This window comes from Micromonospora sp. NPDC051543, from assembly GCF_044454415.1.
In the GTDB taxonomy this organism is placed as follows: Bacteria; Actinomycetota; Actinomycetes; order Mycobacteriales; family Micromonosporaceae; genus Micromonospora.
Genome location: NZ_JBITDT010000001.1, coordinates 235435 through 251220, shown reverse-complemented (window position 1 = coordinate 251220; position 15786 = coordinate 235435). Strand labels below are relative to the sequence as shown.

Below are 15786 nucleotides of genomic sequence, written 5' to 3'. Positions count from 1 at the left end.
GACCCGATGACGCATGGCGTCTCCATCATCGACGGCCGCTGCCGTTCCCCGCACCGCGGCCGTGCTGTCGCCGCGATCGGCATCGACTCCGTTCACCGCTGAGTTCCGCGCCACGCCACCCGTCGCCGCCGGCCCCGTGCCGGTGAGCGGTCCGGGTCGCGGCGCCCGCTGAACCCCGCGCCCACCCGCACGTCGTCGCCGAATCGCTTCCGCGAGAGCGCCGACGTTACCGTCCGGAGCCTGCCGTGCGCATTCTGCTGCTCTCCACCGCCGACACCGACCTGCTGGCCGCCCGCGCCAGCGACGCCGACTACCGGCTCGCCAACCCCGCCCGGGTGGCGGCCGACGAGGTGCCCGCCCTGCTCGACGGGGTCGACCTCGCCGTCGTACGCCTGCTCGGCGGTCGGCAGGCGTGGCCGGACGGCCTCGCCGCCGTGCTCGCCAGCGGCGTGCCCACGGTCGTCCTCGGCGGCGAGGCGCTGCCGGACGCGGAGCTGATGGCGGTCTCCACGGTGCCGTCCGGGGTGGTCGCCCAGGCCCTCGCGTACCTGGTCGAGGGCGGGCCGGACAACCTGGGGGAGCTGGCCCGGTTCCTCTCCGACACGGTCCTGCTCACCGGGGAGGGATTCGCACCGCCCGCGCCGACCCCGGCATACGGCGTGTACGGCGAGCACCCCACCGAAGCGGGTCGGCCCACCATCGGAATCGTCTTCTACCGGGCGCATGCCCTGGCCGGCAACACCGCGTTCGTCGACGTGCTGGCCGAGGCGGTCCGCGCGGCCGGCGGCAACCCACTGCCGATCTTCTGCGGCTCGCTGCGCGGGCTGACCACCGGCGCCGGGCCGCTCGGGCTGTTCGCCCGCTGTGACGCGTTGCTGGTCACCGTCCTCGCGGCCGGCGGCGCGGTCGCGGCGGACGCTTCCTCCGGCGGCGACGAGGACGCCTGGGACGTCGGCGCGCTCGCCGCCCTGGACGTGCCGGTCATCCAGGCGCTCTGCCTCACCAGCACGCGCGAGCAGTGGGCCGCCAGCGACGCCGGACTGTCCCCGCTGGACGCGGCGATGCAGGTGGCAATCCCCGAGTTCGACGGCCGGATCGTCACGGTGCCGTTCTCGTTCAAGCAGGTCGACGCCGACGGGCTCTCGGTGTACGCCGCCGACCCCGAGCGGGCCGCCCGCGTCGCCGGCATCGCGGTGCGTCACGCCCGGCTGCGCGACGTGCCGAACGCCGAGAAGCGGATCGCCGTGGTGCTCAGCTCGTACCCCACCAAGCACTCGCGCGTCGGCAACGCCGTCGGGTTGGACACCCCGGCCTCGGCGGTCCGGCTGTTCGCCGCGCTCGCCGAGGCGGGCTACGACCTCGGCGGCTCCCCGCCGCCCACGGACGGTGACGCGCTGATCCACGCGCTGATCGCCGCCGGCGGGCACGACGTGGAGTGGCTCACCCCGGAGCAGTTGGCCGCCGCCGAGGCCCGGATACCGGGGCAGACGTACCGGCGCTGGTTCGAGGCGGTCCCGGTCGAGCTGCGCGAACGGATGCGGCAGCACTGGGGCGAGCCGCCCGGCGAGCTGTACACCGACGGCGGGGACATCGTGCTGGCCGGGCTGCGCTTCGGCAACGTGGCGCTGCTGATCCAGCCGCCGCGTGGCTTCGGGGAGAACCCGATCGCCATCTACCACGACCCGGACCTGCCGCCGAGCCACCACTACCTGGCCGCGTACCGCTGGCTCGCCGCGCCGGTCGCGGACGGCGGCTTCGGCGCGGACGCCGTGGTACACCTGGGCAAGCACGGCACCCTGGAGTGGCTGCCCGGCAAGGGCCTCGGCCTGGCCGCCGACTGCGCGCCCGACGCGGTCCTCGCGGACCTGCCGCTGGTCTACCCGTTCATCGTCAACGACCCCGGCGAGGGCACCCAGGCCAAGCGGCGGGCACACGCCGTGGTCATCGACCACCTGGTGCCGCCGATGGCCCGCGCCGAGACCTACGGCGACCTGGCCAAACTGGAGCAACTGCTCGACGAGTACGCCACCGTGCAGGCGCTCGACCCGGCCAAGGTACCGACCGTGCGGGCGCAGATCTGGGACCTGGTCCGCGCCGCCGAACTGCACCACGACCTGCACACCGAGGCGATGCCCGACGCGGACGACTTCGACGACTTCGTGCTGCACCTCGACGGCTACCTGTGCGAGGTCAAGGACGTGCAGATCCGCGACGGCCTGCACATCCTCGCCGAAGCGCCCACCGGAGAGCCCCGCGTCAACCTCGTCCTCGCGGTGCTGCGCGCCCCGCAGATCTGGGGCGGCGCCCAGGCCCTGCCCGGCCTGCGGCAGGCCCTCGCCGCCGCGTACGCCCTCGACGAGCAGGAACTGCTCGCGACGCCGGGCCAGCGGGTCGCCCTGCCGGCCGCGTTGACCGACGCGGTGGACGGGCCGGCCGGCACCGCCGCCGATGCCGTCGACCTGATCGAAGCCCTCGCCCGGCGGCTGGCCATCGGCATGGAGACCCTGGGCTGGAGCGCCGAGACGGCCGAGGCGGTCGTCGCCGAGGTGACCGGCCAGCCGATCCCGGAGGCCGCCAAGGTGCTGCACTTCGCCGCGACCGAGCTGGTGCCCCGGCTGGAGCGCACCACGGACGAGCTGCGCAACACCCTCGGCGCGCTCGACGGTCGGTTCGTGCCGCCAGGCCCGTCCGGCTCACCCACCCGGGGCCTGGTCAACGTGCTGCCCACCGGCCGGAACTTCTACTCCGTCGACCCGAAGGCCATCCCCAGCCGCAACGCCTGGGACGTCGGCGTGGCCCTGGCCGACTCGCTGCTGGCCCGGCACCTCGCCGACACCGGCGCGTACCCCCGCTCGGTGGGCTTGACCGTGTGGGGCACCAGCGCGATGCGCACCCAGGGCGATGACATCGCCGAGGTGCTCGCGCTGCTGGGCTGCCGGCCGGTGTGGGACGAGCGGTCCCGGCGGGTCACCGGCGTCGAGGTGGTGCCGACCGCCGAGCTGGGTCGACCCCGCGTCGACGTCACCGTGCGGATCTCCGGCTTCTTCCGCGACGCGTTTCCGCACGTGGTGGCGCTGCTCGACGACGCCGTCCGGCAGGTCGCCGCCCTCGACGAGCCGGACGAGGAGAACTACCTGCGGGCGCACGTCACCGCCGACGTGGCCGAGCACGGCGACGAGCGGCGGGCCACCGCCCGCATCTTCGGCTCCAAACCCGGCGCGTACGGGGCGGGCCTGCTGCCGTTGATCGACGCCCGTACGTGGCGCAGCGACGCCGACCTGGCCGAGGTGTACGCGGTGTGGGGTGGCTACGCGTACGGCCGGGGCCTGGACGGTCGGGAGGCGCGCGCCGACATGGAACGCTCGTTCGCCCGGATCTCGGTCGCGGTGAAGAACCAGGACACCCGCGAGCACGACATCGTCGACTCCGACGACTACTTCCAGTACCACGGCGGGATGGTGGCGATGGTCCGTCACCTCACCGGCACGTCCCCGGCCGCGTACGTGGGCGACTCGGCCATGCCGCACGACGTACGGACCCGCACGCTGGGCGAGGAGACCCGGCGGGTGTTCCGGGCCCGGGTGGTCAACCCGAAGTGGATCGCCGCGATGCGCCGGCACGGCTACAAGGGCGCGTTCGAGCTGGCCGCCACCGTGGACTACCTGTTCGGCTACGACGCCACCGCCGGCGTGGTGGACGACTGGATGTACGAGCACCTGGCCGCCGCCTACCTGTTCGACGACACCACCCGGGAGTTCCTGGCGCGGTCCAACCCGTGGGCGTTGCGCGGCATCACCGAGCGGCTGTTGGAGGCCGCCGACCGGGGGCTGTGGGCCAAGCCCGAGCCGGCCACCCTGGACCGCCTGCGCGACGAGTACCTGGCCAGCGAGGGCGACCTGGAGGACAAGGCGTGAGCGCGAGGAGTGAGCCGGTTTTGCGAGCCCCGCAGTCGCGATCCAAGGAGGCTCAGTGAGCGCGAGGAGTGAGCCGGTTTTGCGAGCCCCGCAGTCGCGAACGGAAGAAGGCCCAGCATGAGTGCCACCTATCCGTTCAGCGCCGTGCTCGGCATGGCCGACATGCGGCTCGCGTTGCTGCTCAACGCCGTCTCCCCGGCGATCGGCGGGGTCCTGGTGCGGGGTGAGAAGGGCACCGCGAAGTCGACCGCCGTCCGTGCCCTCGCGGCGCTGCTGCCCCCGGTGCGTCGGGTCGCCGGCTGCCGCTTCGGGTGTGATCCGGCCGAACCCGACCCGGGCTGCCCGGACGGGCCGCACCCGCTCGGGGCGGCCGCCGAGACTGGGCCGGCGCGCCTCGTGGAACTGCCCGTCGGCGCGGCCGAGGACCGGGTCGTCGGGTCGCTGGACCTGGAGAAGGCCCTCGGCGAGGGCGTCCGCGCCTTCGAACCGGGCCTGCTCGCCGCCGCCCACCGGGGCGTGCTCTACGTGGACGAGGTCAACCTGCTGCACGATCACCTCGTCGACCTGCTGCTGGACGCGGCGGCGATGGGCCGCAGCCACGTCGAGCGCGAGGGCGTGTCGGTGAGCCACGCCGCCCGGTTCCTGCTGGTCGGCACTATGAACCCGGAGGAGGGGGAGCTGCGCCCGCAGCTGCTCGACCGGTTCGGGCTGACCGTGGAGGTGAACGCCAGCCGGGACCCGGAGATCCGGGTGGAGGTCGTGCGCCGCCGGCTCGCCGCCGACGCCGACCCGGTCGGGTTCGCCGCCCGCTGGGCCGACGCCGACGCCGAGATCGCCGCCCAGGTGGCCTCCGCCCGCCGCCGGCTTCCCGGGGTACGCCTGCCCGACGCCGCGCTGCGGCAGATCGCCGAGGTGTGCGCGGCGTTCGACGTGGACGGGATGCGCGCCGACATCGTCACCGCGCGTACCGCTCTCGCCCACGCCGCCTGGCACGGCCGGGACCGGGTCACCAGCGACGACGTCCGGGTGGCGGCGCGGCTCGCCCTGCCGCACCGTCGCCGCCGCGACCCGTTCGACACGCCGGGGCTGGACGAGAAGCGCCTCGACGAGGCGCTGCAACGAGCCCAGGACGCCCACCCCGACGAGCCGGACGACGACGGCCCACACGACGGCGGCCCCGCCGGCCCGCGCCCCGACGGTCCGGACGGCGGAGACGGCCCGGACGGCCGCAGCGGCCCGGACGGCAGTGCCGGTGGCCCGGGCGGTGCGGGTGGCCCGGACGCTGGGCACCGTTCCGATGGGTCCGGCCCGGACGCCCGTGACCGTGACGCCGGCGGCGCCGTCGGCGACCCGAGCGCCATGGACGGTCCGGATCGACACGGCTCCGCCGGCGGGGACGAGCGCGGCACCGGCGGGGACGAGCATCGCGACGGTCCCGAGCCGCACGCCGGCGCGGACGGGTCCTCCGACCGATCACAGGTTGACAGCCAGGGCACGCGTCGTGGACGGGCCGGGGGCGTGGGGCCGAGCGACGCCGGGAACGATCGGGACTGGGACGGCGGAGCGGTGGCCGTACCCCGGGGTGGTCTGCGGGCCCGGCTCCTCACCGCGCCCGGCGTCGGTGACGGGGTGCCGGGCCGGCGCTCCCGGGCGCGGACCGGGCGGGGCCGCACCACCGGGGCCCGGGTGCCGGCGGGCCGGGTGGGCGCGCTGCACCTGCCGGCGACGGTTCGCGCCGCCGCGCCGCACCAGGCGGCCCGGGGTCGGCTCACCGGGCCGTTGCGGCTGCGCCCGGAGGACCTGCGGGAGGCGGTCCGGGAGGGGCGTGAGGGCAACCTGGTGCTGTTCGTGGTGGACGCGAGCGGCTCGATGGGCGCCCGGCAGCGGATGGTCACCGTGAAGGACGCGGTGCTCGCCCTGCTCACCGACGCGTACCAGCGGCGGGACAAGGTCGCGGTGATCGCGTTCCGGGGCGCCGGCGCGCGGACGCTGCTGCCGGCCACCTCGTCGGTGCTGGCCGCGTCGACCCGGCTGGCCGAACTGCCGACCGGCGGGCGGACGCCACTGGCCGAGGGCCTGCTCGCCGCCGCCGATCTGTTGCGCGTGGAACGCCTGCGCGATCCGAAGCGCCGCCCCCTGGTCCTCATCGTCACCGACGGCAGAGCCACCGCCGGAACCCGCCCGCTCGACCGGGCGGCAGGCGCGGCGGCGGTCCTCGCGGCGACGGGTGCCCCCTGCGTGGTCGTCGACTGCGAGACCGGCCCGATCCGCCTCAACCTGGCCGCCCGCCTGGCAACCCAGCTGACCGCCCCCGTACACCCCCTGGCCACCCTGACCCACCCCCGCGATCTTGCACTTTCGGTGGCGACATGAAGGGACGAAGCGCGCAGATGACCGACAGAAACTGCAAGATCGCGGGACACCTGGACACGGGACGGGGGATGGGCTGATGCCGCAGGGACAACCGAGCCACGTGCCCGCTGACGGGTTGACCACCCGACAGCGGCGGAATCGGCCGCTGCTGATCGTCCACACCGGACAGATGAAGGGGAAGTCGACGGCCGCCTTCGGGCTGGCGCTGCGGGCCTGGACGGCCGGCCTGCCGATCGGCGTCTTCCAGTTCGTCAAGAGCGCCAAGTGGCGGGTCGGGGAGGAGAACGCCTTCCGCGCCCTCGGCGAGGTGCACGAGCGTACCGGCCAGGGCGCTCCGGTGGCCTGGCACAAGATGGGTGAGGGCTGGTCCTGGATCCAGCGCGGCGGCGAGGCCGACCACGCCGCCGACGCCCTGGAGGGGTGGCGGCAGATCCAGCGGGACCTGGCCGCCGAGCGGTACGGGCTGTACGTGCTGGACGAGTTCACCTACCCGATGAAGTGGGGCTGGGTGGACGTCGACGAGGTGGTCGCCACCCTGGCCGACCGGCCCGGCTTCCAGCACGTCGTCATCACCGGCCGCGACGCCGACCCGCGCCTCGTCGCCGCCGCCGACCTGGTCGCCGAGCTGACCAAGGTCAAGCACCCGATGGACGCCGGTCAGAAGGGCCAGAAGGGCATCGAGTGGTGAGCACACTGTGGGCGCTGCCCCGGGTGGTGGTCGCCGCGCCGGCCAGCGGCCACGGCAAGACGACGGTCGCCACCGGGCTGCTCGCCGCACTGCGTCGACGCGGCCTCACGGTCAGCCCGCACAAGGTCGGCCCCGACTACATCGACCCCGGCTACCACGCCCTCGCCGCCGGCCGGCCCGGCCGCAACCTCGACCCGTTCCTGGTCGGGCCCGAGCGGATCGCCGGCCTGCTACGGCACGGCGCGAGCGTCCCCACGCCCGCCGACATCGCCGTGGTCGAGGGCGTCATGGGCCTGCACGACGGCGCGGTGGGCCGCCGCGACTTCGCCTCCACGGCACACGTCGCCCGGCTCGTCGACGCGCCCGTGCTGCTGGTGCTGGACACCACCGCGCAGGGCCGCTCGGCCGCCGCGCTGACCCTCGGCATGGCCGCGTTCGACCCCGCCGTGCGGATCGGCGGCGTGATCCTCAACCGGGTCGGCTCGCCCCGGCACGAGACCCTGCTGCGTGACGCCCTCGCCGAAGTGGGCGTACCGGTGCTCGGGGCGGTGACCCGCGCCGCCGAGGTGGCCGCGCCGGCCCGGCACCTCGGGCTGGTGCCGGTCGCCGAGCGGGCCCCCGAGTCCCTGGCGATCGTCAGCGCCCTCGCCGAACTGGTCGAGGCCACCGTCGACCTCGACGCCGTCCTCGACCTGGCCCGGACCGCGCCGCCGCTGACCGTCCCGGCCTGGGACCCGGTCCAGGCCGTCGGCGGGCCGGCCGGCGTCGGGCGGCCACGTGTCGCGCTCGCCGGTGGTCCGGCCTTCACCTTCTCGTACGCCGAGACCGCCGAACTGCTCGTCGCTGCCGGGGCGGACGTCGTCACCGTCGACCCGCTGCGCGACCGCTCGCTGCCCACCGGCACCCGCGCGGTGGTGATCGGCGGCGGCTTCCCCGAGGCGTACGCCGAGGCGCTGGCCGGCAACGGCACGCTCCGCGCCGAACTGGCCGACTTCGCCGGGCCGATCGTGGCCGAGTGCGCCGGACTGCTCTATCTCGGGCGGTCCCTGGACGGCGTACCCATGTGCGGGCGGCTGGACCTGACCGCCCGGATGACCGGTCGGCTCACCCTCGGCTACCGCGAGGCCGTCGCCGTCACCGACTCACCGGTGGCCGGGATGGGCGAGCCGGTACGCGGCCACGAGTTCCACCGCACCACCACCGACCCCGGGCACGGCGACGCGCCGGCGTGGCGCTGGAACGACACCGAGCACGGCTTCGTCGACGGCCGGGTGCACGCCTCCTACCTGCACACCCACTGGGCCGGGCACCCCGCGGCGGCCCGCCGGCTGGTCGAGGCGGCCCGATGACCGCCACGCTGACCGGCGTCGGCGTCGGACCGGGCGACCCGGAACTGCTCACCGTCAAGGCGGTGCGGGTCCTGCGCGAGGCCGACGTGGTCTTCGTACCCGTGATGGCGGACCGGGCCGAGACCGGCGCGACGACCGGTCCGACGCCGCCGGGCGCGGACGCCGGGCGGGCCGAGGCGACCGTCCGGGAGTACGTCCCGGCGGACCGGCTGCGCCGGCTGCCGTTCGCCCTCGACGATCGGGGTGGGGTGACCGCCCGCCGCGCGGCGGCCTGGGACGACGCCGCCCGGACGGTCGTCGAGGCGATCGACGCGGGCGCGGGGTCGCTGGCCTTCGCGACCATCGGCGACCCCAACGTCTACTCCACCTTCGGCTACCTCGCGCAGAGCGTGCGGGCGCTGCGCCCGGCCGTGCGGGTGGCGACGGTGCCCGGCGTGACCGCCATGCAGGAGCTGGCCGCGCGCAGCGGCACCCCGCTCGTGGAGGGACGCGAACCGCTCACGCTGCTGCCGGCCACCGCCGGCCCCGCGCTGTTCGCCGACGCCCTCGCCGGGCCGGGCACCGTGGTCGTCTACAAGGGCTGGCGGCGGCACCCCGAGTTGTTGGCCGAGCTGCGCCGGCAGGACCGCCTGTCCGACGCCGTGCTCGGGCGCGCACTGGGCCTGCCCGGCGAACGGGTCGGCCCGGTCGACGACGCCGTGCCCGATCTGCCGTACCTGTCCACGCTGCTGGTCCCCGCCCGGCGCGCGCACCGAGGAGGAAAACTGTGACCAGCGACGGCAAGGTCTGGTTCGTCGGCGCCGGCCCGGGGGCGGCGGACCTGCTGACCCTGCGGGCCGCCCGCGTGATCGCCACGGCGGACATCGTGATCTGGGCGGCCAGCCTGGTGCACGCCGACGTGCTCGACCACGCCCGCCCCGACGCGGAGGTGATCGACTCGTCGCAACTGCCCATCGAGGGGGTGCTGCCGCTCTACGAGCGCGCCGCCGCGCAGGGGCTGACCGTGGCGCGCATCCACTCCGGCGACCCGGCGTTGTGGGGCGCGGTGCAGGAGCAACTGGACCTGTGCCGGGCGCTCGACCTGGCCGTCGAGATCGTCCCCGGGGTGTCCTCGTTCACCGCCGTGGCCGCGATCGTCGGGCGGGAACTGACCGTGCCCGAGGTCGCCCAGTCGGTGATCCTCACCCGCCTCGAAGGCGGCAAGACCCCCATGCCGCCCGGCGAGCGGGTCCGCGACTTCGCCCGACACGGCACCACGATGGCGCTGTTCCTCTCCGCCGCCCGCTCCGGGCAGGTGCAGGCCGAACTGCTGGCCGGCGGCTACCCGGAGGACACCCCGGCCGTCGTGGCGTACCAGGCGACCTGGCCCGACGAGCTGGTCGTGCGCTGCACGGTCGGCACCCTGGAGGCCACGGTCAAGCGGCACAAGCTGTGGAAACACACCCTGTTCCTGGTCGGCCCGGCCCTCGCCGCGACGGGCACCCGCTCACACCTCTACCACCCGGGGCACTTCCACACCTTCCGTCGCGCCGAACCGGCCGCCCGCGCCGAGCTGCGCCGCGCCCGCGCCGGAGAAACAGAAACCCCATGACGTACGCCGAGCCGCCGCTGCGCGAGCCGGACCTGCCGCGTACGGCGAAGGTCCGGCCCACCGCGCTGCGGACCGGCTGGACGACCGGGGCGTGCGCGACGGCGGCGGCCAAGGCGGCGGTCACCGCCCTGGTCACCGGCGAGATCCAACCGGAGGTGGAGATCGGTCTGCCGGCCGGACGGCGGGTGCGCTTTCCGGTGGAACGCTGTGAGGTGACCGGCAGCCCACCGGTGCGCGCCGAGGCGGTGGTGGTGAAGGACGCCGGGGACGACCCGGACGTCACCCACGGCGCCGAGCTGACCGCCACCGTGGACTTCACCGACGCCCCGGGGCTGCGGTTGGCCGGCGGCGCCGGCGTCGGCACCGTCACCAAACCCGGCCTCGGGCTCGCCGTCGGCGGCCCGGCCATCAACGACACGCCCCGCCGGATGATCGGCGAGGCGGTGGCCGAGGTCGTCGACCTCACCGAGGTCGGCGTGCGCGTGGTCATCAGCGTGCCCCGGGGCGAGATCATGGCCCGCAAGACCACCAACCGGCGGCTCGGCATCCTCGGTGGCATCTCGATCCTCGGCACCACCGGAATCGTCCGGCCCTTCTCCACCGCCTCCTGGCGGGCCAGCGTGGTGCAGGCCGTGCACGTCATGGCCGCGCAGGGCGAGCGCACCGTGGTGCTGTGCACCGGCGGGCGTACCGAGCGGGCCGCCCGCGCGCTGCTGCCCGACCTGCCCGAGGTGTGCTTCGTCGAGGTGGGCGACTTCACCGGCGCGGCGGTGACCGCCGCCGTCGAGGACGCGATGACCGGCGTGGTCTTCGTCGGCATGGCCGGCAAGCTCGCCAAGCTCGCCGCCGGCATCCTCATGACCCACTACACCCGGTCCAAGGTGGACCTGTCCCTGCTCGGCGCGGTGACCGCCGACGCCGGCGGCGATCCGGCGCTCGTCGCCGCCGTGACCGAGGCCAACACCGGGCGGCACGCGTACGAGTTGTGGGAGGCCGCCGGCCTGCTCGGCACGGCCGGCGACCTGCTCTGCCAACGGGTCCAGGCGGTGCTGCGACGCTTCGCCGGGCCGACGGTCACCGTGGACGTGGCGATGGTCGACTTCGCCGGAGCACGGGTCGTCGCCTCGTCCGGCCGGTGGCCCCGATGAGCGCCCCGGACGCGCCGGCCGGCGGGGTGACATCGAGCGAAGCGACGGCGACATCCCCGGACACGCTGGTGACCGTGGTCGGGCTGGACGCCGCCGGGGCACCACCGCACCCCGCCCTCGCCCCCGCGCTGGCCGGCGCGGGACTGGTGGTCGGGGCGGCCCGGCACCTGGCCGCGGTGCCCGTACCGGCGAGCGCGCAGACCGTCGTCCTCGGACCGCTCGCCCCGGCCCTGCGCCGGCTGGCCGACGCCGTCGCCGCCCGGGTGCCGGCCGTCGTGCTGGCCAGCGGCGATCCCGGCCTGTTCGGGATCGTCCGGCGGCTGCGCGCGGCCGGGCTGCCGCTGCGGGTGGTGCCGGCGGTGTCGAGTGTGGCCGCCGCGTTCGCCCGCGCCGGCCTGTCCTGGGACGGCGCGGCCGTGGTCACCGCGCACGGCCGCGACCTCCGGCCGGCGCTGAACGCCTGCCGGGCGCTGCCGCTGGTCGCGGTCCTCACCGCGCCGGGGGCGGGAGCCGCCGAACTGGGCGCCGGCCTCGTCGGCTGGTCCCGACGCCTGCTGGTCGCCGAGAACCTCGGCACCGACGCCGAACGGGTGCGGGAGACGACCCCGGCCCAGGCCGCCGCCGGCACCTGGCCCGACCCACACGTCCTGCTCAGCGTCGCCGTGCCCGAGCCCACCGTGCCCGAACCCGTCGCGGGCGGTGGGATGCGCGTCGACAACCAGCCGGCCGCCGCGCCGGTCGGCGGCTGGGCGCTGCCGGAGAGCCGGTACTCCCACCGCGACTCGATGATCACCAAGTCGGAGGTGCGCGCCCTGGTCGTCGCGCGGCTGCGCCCCCGGCTGGGTCGCCTCGTCTGGGACGTCGGCGCGGGCAGCGGCTCCGTCGGCATCGAGTGCGCGCTGCTCGGCGCGGCCGTGCTCGCCGTCGAGCAGGACCCGGCGTCCGCCACGACGATCCGGGACAACGCCGCCACGCACGCCGTCGACGTCCGGATCGTCGTCGGGCGTGCCCCGGCGGCGCTTGACGGGCTGCCCGAACCGGACGCGGTCTTCGTGGGTGGCGGCGGCGTCGACGTCCTCACCGCCGTGGTGGCCCGCCGCCCCGAGCGGATCGTGCTCACCCTGGCCGCGCTGGACCGCGTCGCGCCGGCGGTGGCGCTGCTGCGCGCCGCCGGCTACACGGCCGAGGGCAGCCAGCTCGCCGCCGCCCGCCTCGCCGACCTGCCCGGCGGGTCGATCCGTCTCGCGGCCACCAACCCGGTGGTCGTCCTCACCGGGGAGCGCCCGTGAACGACAACACTCCCGCGCGGATCGGCCTGGTGGCGGCGACCGCCGCCGGCCGGCGGCACGCCGGAACCCTGGCCGCCGCCTGGCCGCACGCCCGGCTGGTCGAGGGCGACAGCGTCGCCGACGCGTTACGCGCGGCCTGGGCGGAAGCTGACGCGGTGGTCGCGTTCCTGGCCACCGGCGCCGTGGTACGCGTCCTCGCGCCGCTGCTCGGCGACAAGCGCACCGACCCGGCCGTGGTGGTCGTCGACGAGGCGGCCCGGCACGCGGTGGCGCTGCTGGGCGGTCACGCCGGCGGCGGCAACGATCTCGCCGAGCAGGTCGGTGCGCTGCTGGACGCCCGACCGGTGGTCACCACCGCCACCGACGCGGTCGGGCTGCCCGGGCTGGACACCCTCGGCTGGCCCGTGCGCGGCGCGGTCGCCGCGGTGTCCCGGGCCATCCTGGACGGTAAGCCGGTCGAGCTGGTCGCCGACGCCGATTGGCCGCTGCCCGCCCTGCCGCCCAACGTGGGTCCTACCGGCGGGGACACGGCCGACGGCGGGCACCGGCTGCTGGTCACCGATCGGGTGGTGCCGCTCGACGCGCGCACCGCCGTGCTGCGACCGCCGTCGCTGGTCGCCGGTGTCGGGGCGAGTCGGGGCGTACCGGCCGCCGAGGTGGCCGAGCTGCTGCACCGGGTGCTGGCCGAGGCCGGCCTCGACCCGGCGAGCCTGAGCTGCCTGGCCAGCGCCGATATCAAGGCCGACGAGGCGGGCATCCGCAGCACCGCCGACGCGCTCGGCGTACCCCTGGTGACCTGGCCCGCGACGCGCCTCGCCGCGGTCGACGTGCCGCACCCCAGCGAGGTGGTCCGGGCGGCGGTCGGCACGCCGAGCGTCGCGGAGGCCGCGGCCCTGCTCGGCGCGGACGGCCGGGCCGACGACGCGACGCTGCTGGTGGGCAAGACCGCGTCGGCGATGGCGACCGTGGCGGTGGCGCGGCACGCGCCGCGCGGCCGGCTCGCGGTCGTCGGCCTCGGGCCGGGCGCGGCCGACCTGCGCACTCCCCGGGCGGTGGCGGAGCTGCGCCGCGCGGCCGTGGTGGTGGGCCTGGACCAGTACGTCGACCAGGTCCGCGACGTGCTGCGGCCGGGCACCCGGGTGCTCGCCAGCTCACTCGGCGCGGAGGAGGCGCGGGCCCGGGCCGCCGTGGCCGAGGCCGCCGCCGGCCGCGCGGTCGCGCTCATCGGGTCCGGCGACGCCGGGGTGTACGCGATGGCGAGCCCCGCCCTCGAGTACGCCGACGAGCGGATCGACGTGGTGGGCGTTCCCGGGGTGACCGCCGCGCTCGCCGCCGGGGCGCTGCTCGGCGCGCCGCTCGGGCACGACCACGCCTACGTCAGCCTGTCCGATCTGCACACCCCGTGGGAGGTCGTCGAGCGGCGGGTGACCGCCGCCGCCGAGGGTGACTTCGTGACGGTGTTCTACAACCCGCGCAGCCGCGCCCGCGGCTGGCAGCTCGGCAAGGCGCTCGGCATCCTCGCCGCGCACCGGCCACCGGACACGCCGGTCGGGGTGGTGCGCAACGCCAGCCGCCCCGGCGAGCGCGTGCACCTGGCGACGGTGGCCACGCTCGATCCGGCCGTCGTCGACATGTACAGCGTGGTCGTGGTGGGCAACAGCGACACCCGGCTGGTCGCCGGGCGGATGGTCACACCCCGGGGGTACCGGTGGCGCTCGTGACCATCGACGCCTGCCAAGGCTGCGGCGCGTGCCTGCTGACCTGCCCCACGCACGCGATCAGGCCGGTCGCCGGCGGCCTCACGGTACGCGCCGACCGCTGCACCGGCTGCCTGGAGTGCCTGGAGATCTGCCCGGTCGACGCGATCCGCGTGGCCGAGCCCTGGGAAGGAGCCCGATGAGCCGGATGGTGCATCCCATCGAGGTCGAGTCGTACCGCATCCTGCGCGAGCGCGTCGACCTGTCGCACCTGCCGCCGTTGAGCCGAGCGGTCACCGAGCGGGTGGTGCACGCCAGCGCCGACCTCGCGTACGCCGACGACCTGGTCTGCGACGAGGCGGCCCTGGAGGCGGGACTGGCCGCGTTGCGCGCGGGCGTACCCGTGGTGACGGACGTGGCGATGGTCGCCGCCGGCATCACCCGGGCCGGCCTGGAACTGGTCTGCCCGGTCGCCGAGCCGGCCGCCGCCGAGCTGGGCCGCGCGGCCGGCATCACCCGCTCGGCGGCGGCCGTGCGGATCGCCCTGGACCGGGTCGGCCCCGGCGCGGTCTGGGTGGTCGGCTGTGCGCCGACCGCGCTCGTCGAACTACTCACCCTGGACGCCGCCCCGGCGCTGGTCGTCGGCCTGCCGGTCGGCTTCGTGGGCGCGGCCGAGTCGAAGGCGGCGTTGCGGGCCAGCGGCCTGCCCGGGGTGTCCAACGTGGGCGAGAAGGGTGGTTCGGCGGTCGCCGCCGCCGCCCTCAACGCCCTGCTCTACAGCGAGGAGAAATCATGACCGGGTTGGTCATCGTCGGGCACGGCACGCGCAGCGCGGCCGGGGTCGACCAGTTCGCGGCGCTCGTCGAGCGGGTCCGCCGTCGTGCGGACATCGGCGACGTCGAGGGTGGATTCATCGAGCTGTCCCGTCCGCCGCTGACCGACGCGGTCGGCGCGCTCGTCGCGCGCGGCCACCGGAACCTGGTCGCGCTGCCGCTGGTGCTCACCGGCGCCGGGCACGGCAAGGGCGACATCCCGGCCGCGATGGCCCGCGAGCAGCAGCGGCACCCCGGGCTGACGTACCGCTACGGGCGTCCGCTCGGCCCGCACCCGTTGCTGCACACGGCCCTCGAAGAGCGCATCGACGCCGCGTTGACGGGCACCGCGTCGACGGACGGCGTCGTGCCGGCGGACGTGGACCGGCCAGGCGTCGCGTTGGCGGACGCCGACCGGGCCGGAACCTGGGTGGCGCTCATCGGGCGCGGCTCCACCGACCCGGACGCCAACGCCGAGGTCGCCAAGGTCGCCCGGCTGCTCTGGGAGGGGCGCGGGTACGCGGGCGTCGAACCGGGGTTCATCTCCCTCGCCGAACCGTCCGTGCCGGCGGTGCTGGAACGGCTGCGCCGGCTCGGCGCGCGGCGGATCGTCGTCGCGCCGTACTTCCTGTTCGCCGGGGTGCTGCCCGACCGGATCGTCGCCCAGTCGGCCGAGTTCGCCGCCGCCCACCCCGACCTGGACGTCCGCGTGGCCGAGGTGATCGGCGACTGCGACGCCCTCGCCGACCTGGTGCGCGAACGTTACGACGAGGCGCTGGGCGGGGACATCCGGATGAACTGCGACACCTGCGCCTACCGGGTGCTGATGCCCGGCTTCGCCGACAAGGTGGGCCGCCCGCAGCAACCGCACGACCACCCCGACGACCCGGTTGGCCACCACCATCACCACCACCATGGGCACGAG

General features: G+C 75.9%; 10 protein-coding genes and 2 pseudogenes. All 12 read left to right on the top strand.

The features are described from left to right. Positions 1-245 precede the first annotated feature (245 nt). Positions 246-3914: a cobaltochelatase subunit CobN gene (gene cobN / locus ACIA3K_RS01255; protein WP_396798284.1), complete on the top strand. Its 3669-nt coding sequence runs from the start codon at positions 246-248 to the stop codon at positions 3912-3914. 117 nt (positions 3915-4031) lie between these two features. After that, positions 4032-6287: pseudogene (locus tag ACIA3K_RS01250) on the top strand (magnesium chelatase subunit D family protein); the annotation flags it as partial. 76 nt (positions 6288-6363) lie between these two features. Next, a complete protein-coding gene (cobO, locus tag ACIA3K_RS01245) occupies positions 6364-6975 on the top strand; it encodes a cob(I)yrinic acid a,c-diamide adenosyltransferase (protein ID WP_396798282.1) in 612 nt (203 codons plus the stop codon). Further along, positions 6969-8324, top strand: a complete 1356-nt coding sequence (locus tag ACIA3K_RS01240; RefSeq protein WP_396798281.1) for a cobyrinate a,c-diamide synthase — start codon at positions 6969-6971, stop codon at positions 8322-8324. The genes cobO and ACIA3K_RS01240 overlap by 7 nt, the downstream gene beginning before the upstream one ends. Next, complete coding sequence (gene cobI, locus ACIA3K_RS01235) at positions 8321-9094, top strand: precorrin-2 C(20)-methyltransferase (protein ID WP_396798279.1); 774 nt, start codon at positions 8321-8323, stop codon at positions 9092-9094. Before ACIA3K_RS01240 ends, cobI begins: the two co-directional genes overlap by 4 nt. Further along, positions 9091-9915, top strand: a complete 825-nt coding sequence (gene cobM, locus ACIA3K_RS01230) for a precorrin-4 C(11)-methyltransferase (protein ID WP_396798278.1) — start codon at positions 9091-9093, stop codon at positions 9913-9915. The genes cobI and cobM overlap by 4 nt, the downstream gene beginning before the upstream one ends. Continuing rightward, on the top strand, positions 9912-11063 hold the full coding sequence (locus ACIA3K_RS01225; protein WP_396798276.1) for a cobalt-precorrin-5B (C(1))-methyltransferase: 1152 nt from the start codon (positions 9912-9914) through the stop codon (positions 11061-11063). Before cobM ends, ACIA3K_RS01225 begins: the two co-directional genes overlap by 4 nt. Further along, positions 11060-12352, top strand: a complete 1293-nt coding sequence (gene cbiE, locus ACIA3K_RS01220) for a precorrin-6y C5,15-methyltransferase (decarboxylating) subunit CbiE (RefSeq protein ID WP_396798274.1) — start codon at positions 11060-11062, stop codon at positions 12350-12352. Before ACIA3K_RS01225 ends, cbiE begins: the two co-directional genes overlap by 4 nt. After that, positions 12349-14073: a precorrin-3B C(17)-methyltransferase gene (gene cobJ, locus ACIA3K_RS01215; protein ID WP_396798273.1), complete on the top strand. Its 1725-nt coding sequence runs from the start codon at positions 12349-12351 to the stop codon at positions 14071-14073. Before cbiE ends, cobJ begins: the two co-directional genes overlap by 4 nt. Beyond that, complete coding sequence (locus ACIA3K_RS01210) at positions 14061-14252, top strand: DUF362 domain-containing protein (RefSeq protein ID WP_396798272.1); 192 nt, start codon at positions 14061-14063, stop codon at positions 14250-14252. Before cobJ ends, ACIA3K_RS01210 begins: the two co-directional genes overlap by 13 nt. Continuing rightward, on the top strand, positions 14249-14845 hold the full coding sequence (locus ACIA3K_RS01205) for a precorrin-8X methylmutase (RefSeq protein ID WP_396798270.1): 597 nt from the start codon (positions 14249-14251) through the stop codon (positions 14843-14845). The genes ACIA3K_RS01210 and ACIA3K_RS01205 overlap by 4 nt, the downstream gene beginning before the upstream one ends. After that, positions 14842-15783: pseudogene (locus ACIA3K_RS01200) on the top strand (sirohydrochlorin chelatase); the annotation flags it as partial. The gene ACIA3K_RS01205 and the pseudogene ACIA3K_RS01200, both read left to right, overlap by 4 nt. Positions 15784-15786: the final 3 nt, after the last annotated feature.